Origin of the sequence: Xanthomonas sp. BRIP62418 (genome assembly GCF_003993495.1) — a bacterium.
Taxonomy (GTDB): Bacteria; Pseudomonadota; Gammaproteobacteria; order Xanthomonadales; family Xanthomonadaceae; genus Xanthomonas; species Xanthomonas euroxanthea.
In genome coordinates this window covers 98636-119047 of the sequence record NZ_QEZG01000028.1, presented here as the reverse complement: position 1 = coordinate 119047, position 20412 = coordinate 98636, and the positions used below count along the sequence as shown (strand labels likewise).

Here is a 20412-nt window from a genome sequence, read left to right as displayed (position 1 = left end):
GCGCACTGCCGGCCGTCTGATCAAAGGCCTTGTAACCCACGCGCGATGCGCTCCACCGCCTGTTCCAGCCGCGGCAGGCTTTGCGTGTAGGCGATGCGCACGTGCTGGTTGGCGCGGTGGACGCCGAAGTCGATGCCGGGGGTGAAGGCGACATGCTCGGTTTCCAGGAAATGCGCGCAGAAGGCCTGGGCATCGTCAGAAAATGCGCTGATGTCGGCGTAGAGGTAGAACGCGCCCTGCGGTTCGACGGCGATGTTGAAGCCGAGCTGGCGTAGCGCCGGCAGCAGATAGTCGCGGCGTTGCCGGAACTCGGCGCGGCGGGCTTCGAAGATGGCGATGCTCTCGGGCGTGAAGCAGGCAAGCGCGGCGTGCTGGGCGATGGTGGAGGCGCTGATGTAGAGGTTCTGCGCGAGTTTTTCCAGCTCGGGCACCGCCGCCGGAGGGGCGATCAACCAGCCCAGGCGCCAGCCGGTCATGCCGAAGTACTTGGAGAAACTGTTCAGCACGAAGGCGCTGTCGTCCACTTCCAGCACGCTATGCGCGTCCATGCCATAGGTCAGGCCGTGGTAGATCTCGTCCACCACCAGATGCCCGCCACGTGCATGCAGCGCTTGCGACAGGCCGGCCAGTTGCGCGCGCGACAGCACGCTGCCGGTGGGGTTTGCGGGCGAGGCGACCAGTGCGCCGACGCTGCCGGCGTTCCAGCAGGCCTCGACCAGGCCAGGCGTCAGTTGGTAATCGGTGTCTGCGCCGACCGGCACCAATTGCGCGGCGCCTTCGACCAGGCGCAGGAAGTGCCGGTTGCACGGATAGCCGGGGTCGGCGAGCAGCCAGTGTTTGTCCGGGTCGACCAGCAGGCTGCTGGCCAGAAGCAATGCACCGGAGCCGCCCGGCGTGACCAGGATCCGTTCCGGGTCGAGATCACAGCCATAACGCTGCGCATAGAAGCCGGCGATGGCGGCACGCAGCGCGGGCAGGCCGCGTGCGGCGGTGTAGCGGGTGTGTCCCGCCGCCAGTGCGGCCTGTCCGGCCGCGACGATCGGTGCGGCGGTGGTGAAATCCGGCTCGCCGATTTCCAGGTGGATCACATCGTGGCCGGCCTGTTCCAGCGCATTGGCGCGCGCCAGCAGCGCCATCACATGAAACGGGGCGATGTCCTGGCTACGGCGGCTGTAACCGGAGAAGTGCGGAGGCGTGGTATCCATCGCCATGATGGTAGACCAGCGGCGGCGCGGGATTTGTTACTGCACGGGAAAGCGCGCTACCGGCCCCCCTGGCACATGACGCTGCGCGCCGGTCTCTTCTACACTCGGGCGCTGGGATGGCATTGCGTTCATCCAACGGACCCCAATCTGATGAAGCCTGTCCTCTCTTTTCTGATCGCCAGCCTGATGACCACATCTGTTCCTTCCGCCCTCGCAGCTCTGCCATCGCCGCCGGACGTGGCCAAGCGTCCGCATGTGGTCAAGGCCCCGTTCGGTGCCACCCGTGATGACGACTATTACTGGTTGCGCGACGACAAGCGTGAGGACAAGGCGATGCTGGCCTATCTCAATGCCGAGAACGCCTACACCGACACGGTGATGGCGCCGCTCAAGCCGCTGGAAGACACGCTGTATACCGAGATCGTCGGGCGCATCAAGCAGGACGACGCCAGCGTGCCGTATCGCGAGCGTGGCTACTGGTATTACACGCGCTTCGAGGCCGGCAAGGACTATCCGATCCAGGCGCGTCGCAAGGGCAGCATGGAGGCGCCGGAACAGATCCTGCTCGACGTCAACCAGATGGCGCAGGGCAAGGGGTACTTCAGCGTCGGCGATGCGGAGGTCAGCCAGGACAATCGCATCCTGGCCTGGGCCGACGATGCGGTGGGCCGCCGCCAGTACACGATCCGCTTCAAGAACCTGGACACCGGCGAGATCTATCCGGACACGGTGGAAGGCGTGTCGCCCAACGTGGTCTGGGCCGACGACAACAAGACCCTGTTCTATGTCGAAAACGATCCGGAAACGCTGCTCACCGTGCGCGTGAAGAAACACGTGCTGGGCACGCCCGCCAAGGACGACGTGCTGGTCTACGAGGAGAAGGACGACAGTTTCTACATGGGCATCGGCCGTACCCGCGACGACAAGTACATCACCATCGGCGTTGAAAGCACGGTGTCGTCGGAGACGCGTTACGCGCCGGCCGACAATCCGGAGCGGTTCACGCTGCTGGCCAAGCGCCAGCGCGATGTCGAATATCACCCCGAGCATTTCGACGGCCGCTGGGTGATCCGCACCAATGCCGATGGTGCCAAGAATTTCAAGCTGGTGACCGCACCCACCGACGCGACCACGCGCAAGCAGTGGACCGACTGGGTGGCGCACGATGACAAGGTCTATATCGAGAATTTCGAGCTGTTCGATGGCTTCACCGCGGTCGAGGAGCGCTCCGGCGGCCTGGAACGCGTGCGCCTGCTCAAGCGCGACGGCAGCCAGGAGTACGTCAAGGCCGATGAGCCTGCATATTCGATGGGCCTGGCGATCAATTCCGAGCCGGACACCGCATGGTTGCGTTACAGCTACACCTCGCTGACCACGCCGGCCACGACGTACGAACTCAATACGCAGACCGGCGAGCGCAAGTTGCTCAAGCAGCAGCCGGTGATCGGTTATGACGCTGGCAAGTACGTCACCGAGCGCGTCTGGGTGACCGCGCGCGACGGCGTCAAGGTGCCGGTGTCGCTGGTGTACAAGCAGGGCTTCAAGAAGGACGGCAGTGCCGCGTTGTTCCAGTACGCCTACGGCAGCTACGGCATGTCGATGGACCCTGCATTCAACCTGCCGGCGATCAGCCTGCTGGACCGTGGCGTGGTGTACGCCATCGCGCACATCCGCGGCGGCCAGGAAATGGGCCGCCAGTGGTACGACGACGGCAAGCTGCTGCACAAGAAGAACACCTTCACCGACTTCATCGACGTCACCCGTGGCCTGGTGGCACAGGGCTACGCCGCCAAGGATCGCGTCGCCGCCTCCGGCGGCAGCGCCGGTGGGTTGCTGATGGGCGCGGTGGCCAACATGGCCCCGCAGGACTACCGCGTGATGGTTGCGCAGGTACCGTTCGTCGACGTGGTCACCACCATGCTCGATGCCAGCATCCCGCTGACCACCAACGAATACGACGAATGGGGCAACCCGGAAAAGAAGGCCTATTACGACTACATGCTGTCCTACTCCCCGTACGACAACGTGACCAGGCAGGCCTATCCGGCCCTGTTCGTCGGCACCGGCCTGTGGGATTCGCAGGTGCAGTACTGGGAGCCCGCCAAGTGGGTGGCCAAGCTGCGCGACGACAACACCGGCACCCAGCCGATCGTCTTCCGCACCAACATGGAAGCGGGCCATGGCGGCAAGTCCGGCCGTTTCCGCCGCTACCGCGAACTCGCCGAGTCGTATGCATTTGTGCTGGAGCAGCTTGGGGTCAGGTAGCTGCGGGGCGGGGATCGGGGAGTCGGGATTGGGGATTGGTAAGAGCAGGTGGTTGGGTTCAATGCCGACGCCAGGCCACCTCAACGCCGGCTGGCCGTATCATTTACCCATGACGCGACCGACTCGATTCCGCTGGGCCTGGTGGTTGCTGGCCTACGCCAGCCTGGCGACCGGCATCGTCGGTATCTTCGTGCCCGGCCTGCCGACGACCGTGTTCATCCTGATTTCCGCCTGGGCCGCCTCGCATGGCTCCGAGCGCCTGCACACCTGGCTGCTCTCGCACCCGCGCTTCGGCCCGGCGATCGTCGAGTGGCAGACCTATCGTGCAGTCAGCCGCAAGGCCAAGTGGATGGCCACGCTCACCATGAGCGTGTGCGCCGCCATCATGCTGTGGTGCGTGCCGGTGTTCTGGGTCAAGTGCGTGTCGATCGGCAGCATGGCGGTGGTGGCGATCTGGTTGTGGCTGCGCCCCGAGCCGCCACCGCGCGCGATCTCCGCGCCGCGCTGAGCACACGTCAGTCAGGGTGTTCTGGCTATACTTCGACGCATGAGCCTTCTGTCCCGACCATCCGTTCGCCTCGCACTGGTTGGTGCGACCTTTGTCCTGCTTGCCGCCTGCGGCAACAAGGGCCCGCTGGTGATGCCGCAGAAGCCGGTGCCGGTGGAAGCCCAGCCCGTGCCGCAGCCGCCGGACGCGCCGCAACCACTGGACGAGTCGAACCCGGCACCTGCGCCGCTGAACACCGATCCGCAGCCCGCGCCCACCACCGACCAGCCCGCTAGCAGCGGCAATGAGCGCTGACGGTCGCAGCGGGCGCCTGCGTTTCACCAAGATGCATGGCGCCGGCAACGATTTCGTGGTGCTGGACCTGCGCGACGGCACGCCGCCGCCGGATGCCGCGCTGGCTGCACATCTGGCCGACCGCCATTTCGGCGTGGGCTGCGACCAGATCCTGACCATCGAGCCTCCGCGCAGCAGCGAGGCGGTGGCCGCTTACGGCATCTGGAATTCCGACGGCACGGCCGCGCGCCAATGCGGCAATGGCGCGCGCTGTGTGGCGGCCTGGCTGGTGCGCGACGGCACTGCGCAGGGCGATGATTTCGTCATCGATAGCCCGTTCACCTCCCACCGCGTGCAACGTCTGGACACCGGCACCTACGCGGTGGCGATGGGCGTGCCGCAATTCGAGCCCACACAGATCCCGCTGGCCGGCTTTGCGCGCGCGCGCGAGGAGTACGCGCTGCCGGTGCATGGCGAAACCGTGCGCTTTGGCGCGGTGTCGATGGGCAACCCGCATGCGGTACTGGAAGTGGGGCGGGTGGATGCGGCGCCAGTGGAGCGCGTCGGCGCCTCGCTGCAGCAGAACGCCGCGTTCCCCGATTCGGTCAACGTCGGCTTCGTGCAGGTTGTCGACCCCACGCACGTGCGCCTGCGCGTGTTCGAGCGCGGTGTCGGCGAAACCCTGGCCTGCGGCAGCGGCGCGTGCGCGGCGGCGGTGGTGCTGATGCAGCGTGGCCGTGTCGAGCGCGACGTGCAGGTGTCCTTGCCCGGTGGCGAACTGCGCATCCGCTGGGATGGCGATCAGCAGCAGGTGGTGATGTCCGGTCCGGCCGTGTTCGTCTTCGATGGAGAGTGGAACTGATGAGCGAGAACACGGACAAATTCGGCGCGCACGACGTGGCAACCTGGTTGCGGCGCCATCCGACCTTCCTCAAGCAGTTCCCGGACCTGGCGGTGAGCCTGCTGGTGCCGCGCGACGACGGCCCGACCGCGTCGCTGGCTACCTACCAGCTGGAAGTGCTGCGCGACAAGAATCGTGAGCTGTCGCGGCGCCTGCACGAGCTTGGTCACAATGCGCAGGACAACGAGCGCCTGGCCGTGCGCACGCATCAACTGACCCTGGCACTGATGCGCCAGACCAGCGCGGCCGACACGCTCAAGGCGATGGCCGCCTCGCTGGCGGAGGATTTCAACGGCGAACTGGTACGGCTGGTGTTGCTCAAGCCGGTTGCCGGTCTGGAGGCCGACTGGCTGCAGGTCATCGCCGTCGATGATGCGCGGCTTGCCCCGTTCCGCGATTGCCTGGGCGACGGCGAGCCGATCTGCGGCCGCCTGCAGACGGAAAAACATGCGCTGCTGTATGCCGGCCAGGCCGCCGACGTGCAATCCACCGCACTGCTGCCGTTGCCCGGCATCGGCTTGATTGCGGTCGGCAGCAGCGACGCCAACCGCTTCTATCCCGGCATGGGCACCTTGTTCCTGCGCATGATGGGCGAGTCCTTGAGCGTGGCCTTGCAGCGCTTCGATACATGATGCGTGGCGCGGGCTGCGCCGATGCGTGCCGCCTGCGCTGGATGGCCGCGCCGATGACGTGGCAACGAGGAGTCTGAGGTGGCGTCGGTCGACGATTTCCTGGCGTATCTGCAGGTCGAGCGGCAGGTGTCTGCGCATACGCTGGATGCCTACCGGCGCGATCTGGCCGCGTTGGTGGGGTGGGCCGGCGAACAGGCCATCGACGATGTTGCGCAGCTGGAGAGCGCGCAGTTGCGGCAATTCGTCGCGGCCGAGCACCGGCGCGGGTTGTCGCCCAAGAGCCTGCAGCGTCGCCTGTCGGCATGCCGCAGTTACTACGCCTGGTTGCTCAGGCATGGCCGCATTGCCGCCAGTCCTGCCGCGGCGCTGCGTGCGCCTAAGGCGCCACGCAAGTTGCCGCAGGTGCTGGATGCCGACGAGGCGGTGCGTCTGGTCGAGGTGCCGACCGATGCGCCGTTGGGCCTGCGCGATCGCGCCTTGCTGGAGCTGTTCTATTCGTCCGGGCTACGCCTGAGCGAGCTTTGCGCGCTGCGCTGGCGTGATCTGGATCTGGACAGCGGGTTGGTGATGGTGCTCGGCAAGGGCGGCAAGCAGCGCCTGGTGCCGGTAGGCTCGCATGCGATCGGCGCCTTGCGCCAATGGCTGCGCGACAGCGGCGGGCGTGCCGACACGCATGTGTTCCCCGGCCGCGCCGGCGGAGCCATTTCGCAACGCGCAGTGCAGATCCGCATCAAGCAACTGGCGGTACGCCAGGGCATGTTCAAGGACGTGCATCCGCATATGCTGCGGCACAGTTTTGCCAGCCACATCCTCGAATCCTCCGGCGACCTGCGTGGCGTGCAGGAGTTGCTTGGGCATTCGGATATCGCGACCACCCAGATCTACACGCATCTGGATTTCCAGCATCTGGCCAAGGTCTACGACGCCGCGCATCCGCGGGCAAAGCGCAAGAAAGCCGCCGAGTAGGCGGGATGCAGCGCCTGACGTTGCGATGCCTGGTGCGCAGCGCAAGGATCTGCCGATTGCGTGATGGACAGCCACAGGCAGTTGATGCACGTCGCCGGCCGACCACCGCAGCTATCGCCTCTCCGCCGGTGCGAGAGGGGCTTGACCGCACTCAGGTGCTGCCATGTCCGAAGGCGGCGAGCAGGGCCGGCACGCGTGCGTCACGCTGCGCTTCCGCCTCTGGAAGATCGTCATGACCTCGTTTCGTTTGACCGGGCTCGATCCGGCCCTGTTCGCCCATCTGCACGGACTCGATGACGTTGCGTTGACCACCCACCACGCAATACGTGTGATCGCCGATGCCGATCACGGATTTCCGTGTCGTGTCAGCCTGCAGGATGCGCGCGCAGGTGAGCAGTTGCTGCTGCTGCCATATCTCCATCAGGCAGCCGACTCGCCCTACCGCGCGAGCGGGCCGATCTTTGTGCGTGCCGCAGCGGTGCCCGCACGGCTGGAGCCCGATGCGGTGCCGGCCGCGATCCAATCGCGGCTGATTTCGCTGCGGGCCTACGATCATCGCCATCATCTGGTGAACGCCGAGGTGTGTGCAGGCGACCACGTCGCAGCGTGGTTGCACGCGTGCCTGGACGATACGCAGATCGCCTACGTGCACCTGCATCATGCCCGTCAGGGCTGTTACGCGTGCCGCGCCGATCGCGTTGCGGGGACTGAGCGTGATTGAAATCCTCGCCCAGCACCCCGGCGTGTGGCGAGGGTAGGCACGGGCGATGGATCGGCCGATGGCAGGCCGGATGTCGTGTAGACCGCGGCCCATCTGCCCGAAGCAGGCCTGCGGGCGTTGAGGCGCCGAAGGTGCCGGGAGCAGTCCAGGGCGGACGCTGTCGCGCGCGTAGGCGCACTCACCCCCGCCTCGATGCGACGCCTGGTCGCAGCGCGCTTGAACCCGGCAGGGGCGTCCCCACCTCATGGGAAACCCCCGGAGGACCCATGGATCCCAGCCAGAATCCCAACATCGTTCACGCCACCACCATCATCTCGGTTCGGCGTGGCGGGCATGTCGCCGTGGCCGGCGATGGCCAGGTCACCCTCGGCCACACGGTCATGAAGGGCAATGCGCGCAAGGTGCGCCGGCTCGGCCGCGAGGGGCAGGTGCTGGCCGGTTTTGCCGGTGCCGCCGCCGATGCGTTCACCCTGTTCGAGCTGTTCGAAGCCAAGCTCGACAAGCATGGACAACTGACCCGCGCCGCTGTGGAGCTGGCCAAGGACTGGCGCACCGAGCGCCGCCTGGGCAAGCTCGAGGCGCTGCTTGCGGTCGCCGATAAAGAAACCTCGTTGATCATCAGCGGTACCGGCGATGTGATCGAACCGGAAGACGGCATCATCGCCATTGGTTCGGGTGGCTCGTACGCCTTGTCGGCCGCTCGCGCGCTGCTGGCGCACACCGAGCTCGATGCCAAGACCATCGCCACCGAAGCGATCAATATTGCCGGCGATATCTGTATCTATACCAATCGCAATGTGGTGGTCGAGGAGCTGTGAATCGGGAGTGGGAATCGGGAATCGCAACAGCGGTTTCGGTTCCACCCCGACGACAGAGGCTCTTGATTTCGCGCTTGCGATTCCCCTTTCCCCATTCTCGATTCCCCAATGCCAAATCCCGATAGCTCAACCATGACTCCGCGCGAAATCGTGCAGGAGCTCGACCGTCATATCGTCGGCCAGCACGATGCCAAGCGTGCGGTTGCCATCGCGCTGCGTAATCGCTGGCGTCGCATGCAGCTGCCCGAAGAGCTGCGCAACGAGGTGATGCCCAAGAACATCCTGATGATCGGTCCGACCGGCGTCGGCAAGACCGAGATCGCACGCCGCCTGGCCACGTTGGCCAATGCGCCGTTCGTCAAGGTCGAAGCCACGCGCTTTACCGAGGTCGGCTATGTCGGCAAGGATGTGGAGCAGATCATCCGCGATCTGGCCGATACCTCGGTCAAGCTGTATCGCGAACAGGCCAAGGTGCGCGTGCGCAACCAGGCCGAAGAGCGCGCCGAAGATCGCATCCTGGACGCGCTGCTGCCGCGCCGTGCGGCCGGGATCGGCTTCGATCCGGAAGCAGCACGCAACGAGCCCTCGTCGCAGGACAACGACACCCGCATCAAGTTCCGCCGCATGCTGCGCAGTGGCGAACTGGACGAGCGCGAGATCGAGCTGGAAGTGGCGGTCAATGCCAGCATGGACATCATGACCCCGCCGGGCATGGAAGAAATGGGCCAGCAGTTGCGGCAGATGTTTTCCAACCTGGGCAGCGGCAAGTCGCAAAAACGCAAGCTCACCATCAAGGCCGCGCGCCCGCTGCTGATCGAAGAAGAAGCCGGCAAGCTGGTCAACGAAGACGATGTGCGCACGGCGGCGATCGAGGCCTGCGAGCAGCACGGCATTGTGTTCATCGACGAGATCGACAAGGTGGCCAAGCGTGGTGAGGCCGGCTCCAATGGCGGCGATGTCAGCCGCGAGGGCGTGCAGCGCGATCTGCTGCCGCTGGTGGAAGGCTCCAATGTGTCGACCAAGTACGGCACGGTCAAGACCGACCATATCCTGTTCATCGCCTCCGGTGCATTCCACCTGGCCAAGCCCAGCGATCTGATTCCCGAATTGCAGGGCCGTTTTCCGATCCGCGTGGAATTGACCGCGCTGACCAAGGCCGATTTCGTGCGCATCCTCACCGAGCCCAAGGCGGCGTTGATCAAGCAGTACGAGGCCCTGCTGCAGACCGAGGGCGTGCGCCTGACCTTCGGCGCCGATGCGGTGGAGCGCCTGGCCGAGATTGCCGCACAGGTCAACGAGCGGCAGGAAAACATCGGCGCGCGCCGCCTGCACACGGTGCTGGAGCGTCTGCTCGATGTGCTGAGCTACGAGGCACCGGACCGTGACGGGCAGAGCGTCACCGTCGATGCGGCCTATGTCGATGCGCAGCTCGGCGAGCTGGTGCAGGATCCGGACCTGAGCCGCTACATCCTCTGATCGCAGCGCACCTGCGCGCAGATGCGCAATGCAATGCGCGTATGGCATCTGGCGTGAAATGCGGTGCAAGCGCGGCAGGAACGCATCACAGGACGATGCAAGCTGGCCGCATGCTGGCAGATGCAGTCAAAAGCCGAGTCGGTGGAGGGCGCGATGCCCTCACCGCTTGCGGGACACGCCGTGAATCCATCCGTGGAGGCTCGGTGGCGGCATCCATGCCGCCACACGGTCCCGCAACCGGCGAGGGCACCGCACCAGACAATTGGTCGGCGCTCATCTAAAAAAGCTGTCTGTCGTGTGGTGTGCATCAGACCTGTAGCCGATGCCTCAATGATCGAACAAAGCGCATCCAGCACCGCTCCATCATGCGCACCGACCAACTCGATAGGTCCTTGCCCGCCCATCGTCGCGGGACCTTACGCGGCATGGATGCCGCGTAAGAGCCTACACGGACGTACTTGCGGCGTGTCCCGCGATGGTGGGCGGGCAAGGGCCCTGCAGCCAGGTTGCAGATCACTCCCTGCAACGAAGGCGCAGATCATCGGCTCTGCAATTGGCCCTCACCTTGGCAGCCACCTGCACTGCACAGCCAATCTAAATCCGGCGAACCGCTCAGTCCTCGCCGATATCCTCGTTCCATACGTCCGGGTTGGCGGCGATATAGCCGCCCAGCAGGTCGATGCATTCCTGGCTCTGCAGGTCGATGACAGTGACGCCATGCTCGCGCAGCCAGGACACGCCGCCCTGGAAGGTGACCGACTCGCCGACCACCACGGTGCCGATATTGAACTGGCGCACCAGTCCGCTGCAGTACCAGCACGGCGCCAGCGTGGTGACCATGATGGTGTCCTTGTAGCGGCGCTGACGGCCGGCCTTGCGGAAGGCATCGGTTTCGCCATGCACGGAGGGATCGTTTTCCTGCACGCGGCGGTTGTGACCACAACCGAGCAGGCGCCCGTCGTTGTGATACAGCGCCGCGCCGATCGGGATGCCGCCTTCGGCCAGGCCCTGGCGGGCTTCGGCAATGGCGGTGTCGAGCAGGGCGCGGTAGTCGGGGGTGGTGATCATGCAGGCTCCTGGGTGGCAGCGTCGGCGCGACGCAGCATGTCGATGTGGGGAATGCCGTCTTCCAGATACGGTGCGGACGAGGGCGTGAAACCGTGTGCGGCGTAGAACGCCTGCAGGTGCGCTTGCGCGCCGAGCTGCACAGCGCTGGCAGGCCAGTGTTGCTGCACCACGCGCAAACCTTCGCGTAGCAGTGCATGGGCAAAGCCGTGACCACGCTGCGCGGCGGCAATCACCACCCGGCCGATGCTCGGCTCGGGATAACTCACACCGGGCGGCAAGACGCGCAGATAGGCAGCCAACGCATCATCGTCGGTGCTGCCGAGCAGGTGCAGCACACCCGGCACGCTGTCCTTGCCATCCAGCTCCGGATAGGCGCACTGCTGCTCCACCACGAACACGTCCGAGCGCAGCCGCAGCAGCGCGTACAGCTGCGTGGTGCTCAGTTGGTCGAAGCGCAGGCACTGCCAGTGCAGCGAGGGTGGGGGCAGGGACGACATCAGCGCATGATAGCGGCTGTGTCGCCTCAGTCGACCGCGCTGCCGGTATCGATTGCCACCACCACCGACATGCCCGGGCGCAGCCGCGGCGCCAGCGGCTGGTCGGGATCGACGCTGATGCGCAGCGGAATGCGCTGGGCGATCTTGACGAAGTTGCCGGTGGCATTGTCGGCCGGCAGCACGCTGAATTCCGAGCCGGCGGCCGGGGAGATGTCCTGCACGCGCCCGTGCAGGCGCGCATTGTCCAGCGCATCCACGGTGAAGCTGGCGCGCTGCCCGATGCGGATCTTCGCCATCTGGGTTTCCTTGAAGTTGGCCACGATCCACAGCGTGTCCGGCACCAGCGCCATCAACTGCGTGCCATTGGTGACGTAGGCGCCCTGGCGCACGCCGAGCTGGCCCAGTTGGCCATCGCGCGGGGCGAGGATGCGCGTGTTGTCCAGATTGATCTGCGCCAGTTGCACCGCCGCCTGCGCGTTGGCCACCGCCGCTTCCAGCGCGGCGCGATTGACGGTGACGCTGCGTGCGTTTTCTTCGGCGGCCTGCACCGCGGCACGTGCCTGTGCCACGCCGGCATCGGCCTGCGCCCGCGCGGCGAAGGCGGTGTCGCGGTCCTGTTCGGAGACCAGTTTCTGGTCGGCCAGCTGCTGCGCGCGCGCATAGGCCGAGCGGGTGCGGTCGCGCTGGGCCTGGTTGCTGCTCAGTGCGGCACGTTGTTCGGCGATGGTGGCAGCGGCGCTATGCCGCTGCTGGTCCCAGTTGGACAGGTTGGCCTGCGCGGTCTGCAGTTGCGCCCTGGCCTGCTCGAGCTGCTGGGCGTAGATGCGGTCGTCGATTCTGGCCAGCAACTGGCCGTGTTTGACGTGCGCGAAGTCCTGCACCGGCACCTCGGTGACGTAGCCGCTGACCTGCGGTGCGATCACCGTGATCTGGCCATGCACCATCGCGTTCTCGGTGCGCTCGACGGCGCTGACGAAGGGCGGCAACCGCCATGCATACAGCACCAGTGCGACGCCGAGCAGGGCCAGCCCGCCAAAGCCGATCACGCCACCGATGCGACGACGTCTGCGACGTTGCCGATCGGCAGCAGGGGTTGAATCTGCAGGTGTATTCATGGGCGTGGACTGGAAGCAGGAGAAGGGGGCGAAGCGGGTGGGCGCAGATAACGCCGCCACACCAGCACGGACAGGATCCAAAGCCCGGTGGCGATGGCGATGCAGCCGATCAACAGGAACACGTCGTTATAGGCGAGCACGTTGGCCTCGCGCGTGGCCACGCTGCCCAGGGCGCGGACGCCCTGGGCCTGGCGCAGGGCCGGGTCGCCGATGCTGCGGCCGTACAGGGTGGCATAGGCCTGCACGCGTGCGGCCACTTGCGGGTCGGTCAAGGTCAGATGCTCGACCAACTGGCTGGAATGGTATTTCTCGCGCACCACCTGCACGGTGCCGAGCAGCGCGCTGCCGAGCAGGCCGCCCATGTTCTGCGCCATGCCGAACAGCACGATGAAGCTGATCAGATTGGCCGGCTGGGCAATGACCCGGCCCAGCCCGGCCACCATCGCCGGGCCGATGAAGAAGGTGCTGCCAAAGGCGAGCAGGAACTGGCTGAGGTACATCTGCTCCGGGCGGGTGAGGCTGGTGGCATGGGCATCCATGAAGCAGCCGATGCAGATCGCCGCCACCGCGATGATCAGGTGCTCGGCCACGCGCGCCGGGTTGATCAGCCACGCGCTGGCGGCCACGCCAACCACCGCGCCCAGCAGCATCAGCACGAACAGGGTCTGCAACTGCGTGTTGGCCAGCCCCAGGGTCTGGAAGAAGCCGATCGCGCCGGTGCTCTGCTCGGACAGCACCAGCCGGATCAGCAGGATCGCCAGGCCCAGCCGCAGCATGTCGCCGCTGGCCAGCCAGCGCGTGTTGATCATCGGGTTGCGGCGGTTGTGCTCGATCCACGCTGCCGTGCACAGCAGCACGATGGAGGCCGCCAGCACCACGCCCAGCCAGGGCGTGCTGGTCCACCACAGTAGCCGCCCCAGCGACAGCACCGCCGCCAGGCCGGCCGCACCGGTCGCGAACAGGCTGAAGGTGAGGAAATCCAGCGGCTCGAACACGCGATAGCGATCGCTCGGCGGCAGCTTGAGCGCCAGCACGCAGGCCAGCGCGAACACCGCCAGGCCGAGTTCGAACAGGTACAGGCCCTGCCACTGCGCAAATTCCAGCAGATCGGTGGAGAACACCCGCGCCAATGGCAGCGCCAGCTGGGTCACCCCCAGCCCGGTCACCACTGCCTTGAGCCGGTACCGGGCCGGAAACGCCTGGATCACGTAATACAGCCCCAGCGAACTGAGCGCCGCGCCCACCAGTCCATGCGCGGCACGCACGGTGATCGCCGAGCTCAGGCTGTGCACGAACAGGTGCGCGAAGGCGATGACCGCATACAGCGCCAGGAAGATCTCGGTGAAGCGCCGCAGCCCGAACTGCTGGCGGAACTTCACCAGCAGCAGGTTGGCCGACATGTTGGTCATCACGTAGGCGGCCGGCAGCCAGGCCATTTCGGTGGCGTAGGCGCCCAGCGTGCCCTGCAGATAGGTCAGGTTGGCGGTGACCAGCGCATTGCTCAGCCCGCCGGTCAGCGCCACCACCACGCCCACCAGCCCGTACTGGATGCGGCGCCGGGTGGAATGCAGGGGCGTGGAGGCCGACCCGGGCAGGGTGGGCTTCTCGTGGGGCTGCCAGTCGCGCTGGACGTACTTGTCGTGCACGCAGGGCTCGCAGGGCCGGTCGCAGGGGAGACAGCGATTGTGGTCCGGTTGCGGTCATGGCGGCGTCAGCAGTGCGATAATCCGCCCATGAGCGAATCCCCCTATACCTCCGGTACCACCCATTTCGGCTTCCGCGATGTCGCTGCCAAGGACAAGCAGAAGCTGGTCGGCGAAGTGTTCACCTCGGTCGCGCGCAATTACGACCTGATGAACGATCTGATGAGTCTGGGCGTGCACCGCGCATGGAAACGCTACTTCGTGGCGACCGCGCAGGTGAAGCCGGGCGACCGTGTGCTGGATCTGGCCGGCGGCACCGGTGACATCGCCGTGCTGCTCAAGGAGCGCGTCGGCAACGAAGGCGCGGTGGTGCTGGGCGACATCAACGCCGGCATGCTGTCGGTGGGCCGCGACCGGCTGACCAACCGCGGCCTGGTGGCCGGCTTCGATTACGTGCAATGCAATGCCGAGGCGCTGCCGTTCCCGGATCAGAGCTTCGATCTGGTGACCATCTCCTTCGGCCTGCGCAACGTCACCGACAAGGACGCCGCGCTGCGCGAGATGTACCGCGTGTTGAAGGTGGGCGGGCAGGCGCGCGTGCTGGAATTTTCCGAAGTCACCGCCGACTGGTTCAAGCCGATCTACGACTTCCACTCGTTCAAGATCCTGCCCAGGCTGGGCCAATTGTTCGCACGCGATGCCGACAGCTACCAGTACCTGGCCGAGAGCATCCGCAAGCATCCGCCGCAGGAATCGCTCAAGGGCATGATGGGCGAGGCCGGATTCGCGCGTTGCCACTACAAGAATCTGACCGGCGGCATCGTGGCGATCCATTCCGGCTACAAGATCTGAACCGGATCGGACGCAGCGTGATCTGAGTGTCCGGTCCGGCGCGCAGCATGCGCCGGACACCGCGCGGGCATGCCATGCTCGTGTTCGCTTGCCGCACGATTGCAGTCTGCGTGTGTGCGTTTGCCGACAAACTTTTGAGACTCCCGTCGCGTCGGCTCCACCAACGGTCGGCGACACTAGGCGCTCTTTTGCCGGAGACGTGGATGCGCTTGTACGCAGGGTTGTCGCGCGTGTTTCCCCGCTCCTTCAGTGCCAAGCTGCTGGCGGTGACCTTTGTCGGCATCCACCTGCCGCTGCTGTTGTTGATCGCCTGGCTGGCCGCGCAGAGCGAGTTGAGCGGGCGCCCGCTGTGGTCGGTGGTGATCGTGGCGCTGCTGGCCACGCTGGCAGGCACCGCGGCCACCTTGTCGGCGCTGTATCGCCTGCTCGCACCGCTGCGCATCGCCGCCGACGCCCTGGATGCGTATTACGCCGACCAACGCCTGCCCAGCCTGCCCGAACATGGCGACGACGAACTGGGGCGGTTGCTGCGCGGAATCAATCGGAGCCTGCGCGGCATCGATGCCGGCATGCGCGATCTGAAGAAGCACGCCTTGTTCGACCCGCTGACCGAGGCCTTGAACCGGCGCGGTTGCGAGCAGGCGATGCGCGATTCGGTCACCGCCGCACAACGCGAAGGCTGGCCGTTCGTGCTGTTCGTGCTGGACATGGACAACCTCAAGCCGATCAACGACCGCTTCGGCCACCTGGCCGGCGATCGCGTGCTGGTGCGGCTTGTGGAATCGGCGTACGGCTGGCTGGGCGCGCAGGACTGGATCGGGCGCTGGGGCGGCGACGAGTTCCTGATCGGTGTGCATGCCAGCGAGGACGACGCCACGCTCAAGCTCAATCAATGGCTGTCGATGCTCGAACGCGAGGATGCCGACGAGGCGCCGCTGCATGTGAGCGCCGGTAGCGCGGTGTGCGAGCGGGGCCTGGATGCCACTGAGCTGTATCGCCGCGCCGATGCGGCGATGTACCGCGCCAAGTTCTCCGGCGGCCGGCGCCTGGTGCGCGACGGGCATGACAGCCCGCGCAGCCATCCGGTGGTCTAGGCGCGATCCGGAGATCACCTGGCGGGCGGGCCGCAGGCTGCTGCGCGGCTGCGCACCGGCGGCATGCATCACGCTACCGCTGCGGCGGGCGCAGACGGTTCGCGCCGGCCCAGGCAGCGACATGGGCGTGGTCCTTTGCCGCCGCAGCTTGACCGGCCGCCAGGTGCTCGCCTGGCGCCACACGGGCAGGCAAAGGCCCGTGGCGTTAAAATGCCCAATTCCCTCGCTGCGGTGCCGTCGATGCGCTTCCCGTTCCTGTCGCTGTCCCTGGCCGTGTCCATCGCGCTGGCCGGCTGTTCCAATGAGTCCACGCCGCCGGCCGCCAGCACCGCCGCGCCGGCCACCACTGCCAAGGCCCCCGTGAAAGCAGACGCCCGCAACCACGACGAAAGCTCCTACGCCCAGCCGCAGCTGGTGGTCATCAAGGATCTGGCGCTGGACCTGAAGCTGGACTTCGACAGCAAGCAGATCGGCGGCACGGCCACCTATACGCTGCAGTGGAAGGACAAGGCCGCCAAGCAACTGGTGCTGGACACGCGCGAGCTGAGCATCGCGCAGGTGCAGGCCGACGACGGCAAGGGCGGCCTGGCACCGCTGCAGTTCGCGCTGGCGCCGGCCGACAAGACCTTCGGCAGCAAGCTCACCATCGAAGCGCCGACTCAGCCGGCCAAGGTCGTGATCACCTATCACACCGCACCGACCGCCTCCGGCCTGCAGTGGCTGGAGCCGTCGATGACCGAAGGCAAGCAGCTGCCCTTCATGTTCAGCCAGTCGCAGGCGATCCACGCACGCAGCTGGGTGCCGTTGCAGGACACCCCGAGCGTGCGCTTCACCTACAGCGCGCATGTGACCTCGCGCCCGGATGTGATGGTGCTGATGAGCGCCGACAACGACCCCAAGGCTGCGCGCGACGGCGATTACAGCTTCAAGATGCCCGAGCCGATTCCGTCCTATCTGCTGGCGATCGCCGCCGGCGATGTGGTGTTCAAGCCGATTTCCGCACGCTCGGGCGTGTGGGCCGAGCCGGCCATGGCCGACAAGGCCGCCAAGGAATTCGAAGACACCGAAAAGATGATCGGTGCCGCCGAAAAGCTCTATGGCCCGTATCGCTGGGGCCGTTACGACATGCTGGTGCTGCCGCCGTCGTTCCCGTTCGGCGGCATGGAGAATCCGCGCCTGACCTTCGCCACGCCCACGGTGATCGTCGGCGACAAGTCGCTGGTCTCGCTGGTGGCGCACGAACTGGCGCATAGCTGGTCGGGCAACCTGGTGACCAATGCCAGCTGGAAGGACATCTGGCTCAACGAAGGCTTCACCACCTACGTGCAGGCGCGCATCACCGAGGCGCTGTATGGCGCGGAGATGGCCGAGATGGAGCGCGAGATCGACCAGGGCGATCTGCTGGCCGAAGTGAAGGGCATGGCGCCAGCCGACCAGGCGCTGACATTGCCGCCGCTGGCCGAGCGCGACCCCGACGAGGCCCTGAGCCAGGTGGCCTACGTCAAGGGTGCGTGGTTCCTGCAGTTCCTGGAGCAGCGCTTCGGGCGCGCGGTGTTCGACCCGTTCCTGCGCGGCTGGTTCGACGATCATGCGTTCCAGAGCGCCACCACCGACCAGTTCGTCGATTACCTCAACAAGAACCTGCTGGACAAGCATCCCAACACGGTCAGCGCGGCCGAGGTGGATGCGTGGCTGAAGCAGCCGGGCATCCCGGCCTTCGCCGCCAAGGCACGCTCGCGCAGCTTCTCGATCGTGGACACCGCGCGCATCGCCTGGAGTGGCAGCGGCACGCTGCCGAGCAAGCAGGTCACCGGCGAATGGGGCACGCAGGAGTGGGTGCACTTCCTCAGCGGCATGGGCGCCACGCTCAAGCCCGAGCAACTCAAGCAGCTGGATGATGCCTACCACTTCACCGGCACACCGAACGGCGAAATCGCCATGCGCTGGTACCCGCTGGCGATCCGCAGCGGCTACACCGATGCGCGCGCCGCCGCCGGTGAGTTCATCGAACGTGTCGGCCGCCGCAAGCTGGTGCTGCCGATCTACACAGAACTGCTGAAGACCCCGGACGGCATCGCCTTTGCCGAACAGGCCTTCGAAAAGGCCAAGCCCGGCTACCACCCGATCACCACCGCGTCGGTGGCCGAGATGATCGCCAAGGCCAAGGCGGCACCGCCGGCGCAGCCGCAGCCGCAGCCGTAATGGCAGGGGAGGGCGTTGCAGACGCCCTCCGCCGCTTCCATCGCCGCATCGTGCCTGCAACCACCGCCGTAGGAGCGCACCCGGGCGCGACGGGGCTTTCCCGGTGAGGCCCGATCGCGCCCAGGTGCGCTCCTACGATGCGGGTTGGCTGATCGCGGGTGGTGCGGCAGGCCGGTATCGTTGCCGCTGCCGTCCATGCCTTCCGGAACCGACGATGCAGTCGCGCCGTGGTGCATGCCCGCCCGCCGCTTCCATCGCCGCATCGTGCCTGCAACCACCGCCGTAGGAGCGCACCCGGGCGCGACGGGGCTCCACCGGGAAAGCCCCGTCGCGCCCGGGTGCGCTCCTACGCTTTGCGGCGGTTGATCGCGGGGCATGCGGGCAGGCTGGTATCGTTGCCGCTGCTTTTCATGCATTCCGGAGTCGACGATGAAGTATCTGCTGAGCGCGGCCTTGTGCGTCGCTGCAGTGAGTGGCTGTACTGATCGCGAGGCGCAACGCCAGGCGCAGGAAACCGCGCAGGCGCAAGCCAAGGAACACGATGCCGACGCACTCGCCAAGCAATACGACGAGGCAGTGAAGGCCGAAAACTGGGACATGGCGCGTGCGCATGGCGCCGCAGTGCTGGAAGGGTTTCCGGGCACCGCGGCGGCCACACGCATCGAGCCCGGTTATGCCGACATCAAGGCCAAGGGCGAACAGGCGCGCGAACTGCGCCGCATGCAGGCGTTGTGGCAGTACTCGCAAGTGCCGGCCAAGGGCGGCACGCAGCGCTCGGCGATGATCGATGCCAAGAGCCGCGTGGATGTCGACGGCAGCGGCCCCAAGCCGGTGAGCCTGGTATTTCGCGATCACCCGCAGTGGAAGCGCCACAGCTATCTCGTGCTCAAGGCCGGCGACTTCAACTGCTATCGCGGCTGCAAGGTGCAGGTCTCGGCCGATGGTGGCGCACCACGCGCGATGGCCGCGCACCGCCCCGATACCGACGAAGCGATCGCGATGTTCATCGACGACGACAAGGCGCTGTGGACGCTGGTGCGCAACGCCAAGCGCATCAGCATCGCGTTCCCGGTGAAGGCCGGCGGCACGCGCACCGCAGAGTTCGACGTGGGCGGCCTGGAGACCACCCAGATGCCGGGCTGGAAGTAGGCACGACCGCCGGCTGCCTGACACCAGGCGCGCGCTCGGTGTACGGCATCGGCATGCACTGCTGGTCCATTGAGGTGAATGCGCCAGGTGTGCATTCACCTGGCGACGGCTTGCGGTATCGCGTCAACCATCTCTCGAGTGTTTGCACGTATGGACGGTAGGACCATCCCACAAATAACTCCCGCACTCTCCACCTACCGCCATTGGGTGTTCGACATGGACGGCACGCTGACCGAAGCCGTGCATGATTTCGCGTTGATCCGGCGCACGTTGGAGATCCCGCCCGAGGCGGACATCCTGCATCACCTGGCAGCGCTGCCGGCCGAGCAGGCCGCAGCCAAGCATGCGTGGTTGCTCGCGCACGAGCGCGAACTCGCGCAGGCCGCACAGCCGGCACCCGGTGCAGTGGCATTGGTGCGCGCGTTGCAGGCCGCCGGCTGCCGGCTGGGCATGCTGACCCGCAACGCGCGCGCGTTGGCGCAGGTAACGTTGCAGGCGATCGGCCTGCACGATGCGTTTGCCTGGGACGACATCGTCGGCCGCGATGAAGCCGCTCCCAAACCCGCACCCGACGGCCTGCAGTACTTCGCACGACGCTGGTCGGTGGAGGGCGCGGCCCTGGTCATGGTCGGCGACCACCACAACGACCTGGCCTGCGGTCGTGCAGCCGGCGCCCGCACCGTGCTGGTCAACACGCCCGGCGATCCGTGGCCCGGCCTTGCCGACTGGCGATTGCAGGATTGCACGCAGTTGCTGGCGCAGTGGAACCGCTAGCGTGAGGTTTGGCGAGTAGGCCAGGCGCGCGGAAGGATGGATCGCGACGTGTGACTGGCCGCGTGTCGCTGGAGGTCGCTTGCGATCAGGACATCGTCATCGCATTGGACCCCGTCATCGCATTGAAGAGTGGCATGCGCCCGAGAGGCGTGGACGCTGCTGAATCCTGCAACGCGTCATCGGCAAGCCGGACACCACACGGGCTGTCTGCGCCGTCAACGCATCCACCCGTCGGGCAGCGTCTCCCGATGGG

General features: G+C 66.4%; 19 protein-coding genes. 14 read left to right on the top strand and 5 right to left on the bottom strand.

What is annotated here, in order from left to right; genetic code table 11:
- Nucleotides 1-20: 20 nt before the first annotated feature.
- Nucleotides 21-1205 (bottom strand): pyridoxal phosphate-dependent aminotransferase, encoded by a 1185-nt coding sequence (locus tag EO174_RS05495; RefSeq protein ID WP_126942893.1) that lies wholly within the window; start codon nucleotides 1203-1205, stop codon nucleotides 21-23.
- A gap of 150 nt (nucleotides 1206-1355) precedes the next feature.
- Here EO174_RS05495 and EO174_RS05485 point away from each other — a divergent pair, with 150 nt between their 5' ends.
- The 9 genes from EO174_RS05485 (at nucleotide 1356) to hslU (ending at nucleotide 9765) form a co-directional block, all read left to right on the top strand.
- Nucleotides 1356-3470 (top strand): S9 family peptidase, encoded by a 2115-nt coding sequence (locus EO174_RS05485; RefSeq protein ID WP_164740094.1) that lies wholly within the window; start codon nucleotides 1356-1358, stop codon nucleotides 3468-3470.
- A gap of 109 nt (nucleotides 3471-3579) precedes the next feature.
- On the top strand, nucleotides 3580-3978 hold the full coding sequence (locus tag EO174_RS05480) for a YbaN family protein (RefSeq protein WP_104583749.1): 399 nt from the start codon (nucleotides 3580-3582) through the stop codon (nucleotides 3976-3978).
- 39 nt (nucleotides 3979-4017) lie between these two features.
- The gene (locus EO174_RS05475; RefSeq protein WP_126942888.1) at nucleotides 4018-4272 is read left to right on the top strand and encodes a lipoprotein; all 255 of its coding nucleotides are present in this window, start codon (nucleotides 4018-4020) and stop codon (nucleotides 4270-4272) included.
- The gene (gene dapF / locus EO174_RS05470) at nucleotides 4262-5113 is read left to right on the top strand and encodes a diaminopimelate epimerase (RefSeq protein WP_115675981.1); all 852 of its coding nucleotides are present in this window, start codon (nucleotides 4262-4264) and stop codon (nucleotides 5111-5113) included. Before EO174_RS05475 ends, dapF begins: the two co-directional genes overlap by 11 nt.
- The gene (locus EO174_RS05465; protein ID WP_164740093.1) at nucleotides 5113-5784 is read left to right on the top strand and encodes a DUF484 family protein; all 672 of its coding nucleotides are present in this window, start codon (nucleotides 5113-5115) and stop codon (nucleotides 5782-5784) included. Before dapF ends, EO174_RS05465 begins: the two co-directional genes overlap by 1 nt.
- 78 nt (nucleotides 5785-5862) lie before the next feature.
- A complete protein-coding gene (xerC, locus tag EO174_RS05460; RefSeq protein ID WP_104649238.1) occupies nucleotides 5863-6750 on the top strand; it encodes a tyrosine recombinase XerC in 888 nt (295 codons plus the stop codon).
- A 163-nt stretch (nucleotides 6751-6913) separates the two neighbouring features.
- Complete coding sequence (locus EO174_RS05455; RefSeq protein WP_235858393.1) at nucleotides 6914-7471, top strand: DUF1203 domain-containing protein; 558 nt, start codon at nucleotides 6914-6916, stop codon at nucleotides 7469-7471.
- Nucleotides 7472-7737: 266 nt separating this feature from the next.
- On the top strand, nucleotides 7738-8289 hold the full coding sequence (gene hslV, locus EO174_RS05450; protein WP_005997221.1) for an ATP-dependent protease subunit HslV: 552 nt from the start codon (nucleotides 7738-7740) through the stop codon (nucleotides 8287-8289).
- 108 nt (nucleotides 8290-8397) lie between these two features.
- Nucleotides 8398-9765, top strand: a complete 1368-nt coding sequence (gene hslU / locus EO174_RS05445; RefSeq protein WP_119129549.1) for an ATP-dependent protease ATPase subunit HslU — start codon at nucleotides 8398-8400, stop codon at nucleotides 9763-9765.
- Nucleotides 9766-10377: 612 nt separating this feature from the next.
- On the opposite strand, the gene EO174_RS05435 is transcribed toward hslU, so the two are convergent.
- Genes EO174_RS05435 through EO174_RS05420 form a run of 4 tightly spaced genes read right to left on the bottom strand, consistent with a single transcriptional unit; the run spans nucleotide 10378 to nucleotide 14091 of the window.
- Complete coding sequence (locus EO174_RS05435; protein WP_047126085.1) at nucleotides 10378-10833, bottom strand: nucleoside deaminase; 456 nt, start codon at nucleotides 10831-10833, stop codon at nucleotides 10378-10380.
- The gene (locus EO174_RS05430) at nucleotides 10830-11330 is read right to left on the bottom strand and encodes a GNAT family N-acetyltransferase (RefSeq protein ID WP_126942882.1); all 501 of its coding nucleotides are present in this window, start codon (nucleotides 11328-11330) and stop codon (nucleotides 10830-10832) included. The genes EO174_RS05435 and EO174_RS05430 overlap by 4 nt, the downstream gene beginning before the upstream one ends.
- Nucleotides 11331-11356: 26 nt before the next feature.
- Nucleotides 11357-12445, bottom strand: coding sequence for an HlyD family secretion protein (locus tag EO174_RS05425; RefSeq protein ID WP_119129553.1), 1089 nt, complete (start codon nucleotides 12443-12445; stop codon nucleotides 11357-11359).
- Nucleotides 12442-14091: an MFS transporter gene (locus tag EO174_RS05420; RefSeq protein ID WP_126942879.1), complete on the bottom strand. Its 1650-nt coding sequence runs from the start codon at nucleotides 14089-14091 to the stop codon at nucleotides 12442-12444. Before EO174_RS05420 ends, EO174_RS05425 begins: the two co-directional genes overlap by 4 nt.
- A gap of 87 nt (nucleotides 14092-14178) precedes the next feature.
- Between EO174_RS05420 and ubiE the strand changes: the two genes are divergently transcribed.
- The 5 genes from ubiE to EO174_RS05395 all read left to right on the top strand — a co-directional run bounded on the left by ubiE (nucleotide 14179) and on the right by EO174_RS05395 (nucleotide 20159).
- Nucleotides 14179-14940, top strand: coding sequence for a bifunctional demethylmenaquinone methyltransferase/2-methoxy-6-polyprenyl-1,4-benzoquinol methylase UbiE (ubiE, locus tag EO174_RS05415; RefSeq protein ID WP_016903622.1), 762 nt, complete (start codon nucleotides 14179-14181; stop codon nucleotides 14938-14940).
- A 203-nt stretch (nucleotides 14941-15143) separates the two neighbouring features.
- Entirely contained in the window at nucleotides 15144-16034 is an 891-nt protein-coding gene (locus EO174_RS05410; protein ID WP_024940237.1) for a GGDEF domain-containing protein, read from the top strand.
- Nucleotides 16035-16274: 240 nt separating this feature from the next.
- Nucleotides 16275-18236, top strand: a complete 1962-nt coding sequence (locus EO174_RS05405) for a M1 family metallopeptidase (protein WP_206515045.1) — start codon at nucleotides 16275-16277, stop codon at nucleotides 18234-18236.
- Nucleotides 18237-18665: 429 nt separating this feature from the next.
- On the top strand, nucleotides 18666-19385 hold the full coding sequence (locus EO174_RS05400) for a hypothetical protein (RefSeq protein ID WP_126942873.1): 720 nt from the start codon (nucleotides 18666-18668) through the stop codon (nucleotides 19383-19385).
- 150 nt (nucleotides 19386-19535) lie between these two features.
- Nucleotides 19536-20159, top strand: coding sequence for an HAD family hydrolase (locus EO174_RS05395; RefSeq protein WP_115675990.1), 624 nt, complete (start codon nucleotides 19536-19538; stop codon nucleotides 20157-20159).
- Nucleotides 20160-20412 lie beyond the last annotated feature (253 nt).

Coding starts and splice junctions, on each gene's coding strand:
- EO174_RS05495 (WP_126942893.1), bottom strand. CDS start 1,205: ATGGATACCACGCCTCCGCACTTCTCCGGTTACAGCCGCCGTAGCCAG.
- EO174_RS05485 (WP_164740094.1), top strand. CDS start 1,356: ATGAAGCCTGTCCTCTCTTTTCTGATCGCCAGCCTGATGACCACATCT.
- EO174_RS05480 (WP_104583749.1), top strand. CDS start 3,580: ATGACGCGACCGACTCGATTCCGCTGGGCCTGGTGGTTGCTGGCCTAC.
- EO174_RS05475 (WP_126942888.1), top strand. CDS start 4,018: ATGAGCCTTCTGTCCCGACCATCCGTTCGCCTCGCACTGGTTGGTGCG.
- dapF (WP_115675981.1), top strand. CDS start 4,262: ATGAGCGCTGACGGTCGCAGCGGGCGCCTGCGTTTCACCAAGATGCAT.
- EO174_RS05465 (WP_164740093.1), top strand. CDS start 5,113: ATGAGCGAGAACACGGACAAATTCGGCGCGCACGACGTGGCAACCTGG.
- EO174_RS05455 (WP_235858393.1), top strand. CDS start 6,914: ATGTCCGAAGGCGGCGAGCAGGGCCGGCACGCGTGCGTCACGCTGCGC.
- hslV (WP_005997221.1), top strand. CDS start 7,738: ATGGATCCCAGCCAGAATCCCAACATCGTTCACGCCACCACCATCATC.
- hslU (WP_119129549.1), top strand. CDS start 8,398: ATGCCAAATCCCGATAGCTCAACCATGACTCCGCGCGAAATCGTGCAG.
- EO174_RS05435 (WP_047126085.1), bottom strand. CDS start 10,833: ATGATCACCACCCCCGACTACCGCGCCCTGCTCGACACCGCCATTGCC.
- EO174_RS05430 (WP_126942882.1), bottom strand. CDS start 11,330: ATGTCGTCCCTGCCCCCACCCTCGCTGCACTGGCAGTGCCTGCGCTTC.
- EO174_RS05425 (WP_119129553.1), bottom strand. CDS start 12,445: ATGAATACACCTGCAGATTCAACCCCTGCTGCCGATCGGCAACGTCGC.
- ubiE (WP_016903622.1), top strand. CDS start 14,179: ATGAGCGAATCCCCCTATACCTCCGGTACCACCCATTTCGGCTTCCGC.
- EO174_RS05410 (WP_024940237.1), top strand. CDS start 15,144: ATGCGCTTGTACGCAGGGTTGTCGCGCGTGTTTCCCCGCTCCTTCAGT.
- EO174_RS05405 (WP_206515045.1), top strand. CDS start 16,275: ATGCGCTTCCCGTTCCTGTCGCTGTCCCTGGCCGTGTCCATCGCGCTG.
- EO174_RS05400 (WP_126942873.1), top strand. CDS start 18,666: ATGAAGTATCTGCTGAGCGCGGCCTTGTGCGTCGCTGCAGTGAGTGGC.
- EO174_RS05395 (WP_115675990.1), top strand. CDS start 19,536: ATGGACGGTAGGACCATCCCACAAATAACTCCCGCACTCTCCACCTAC.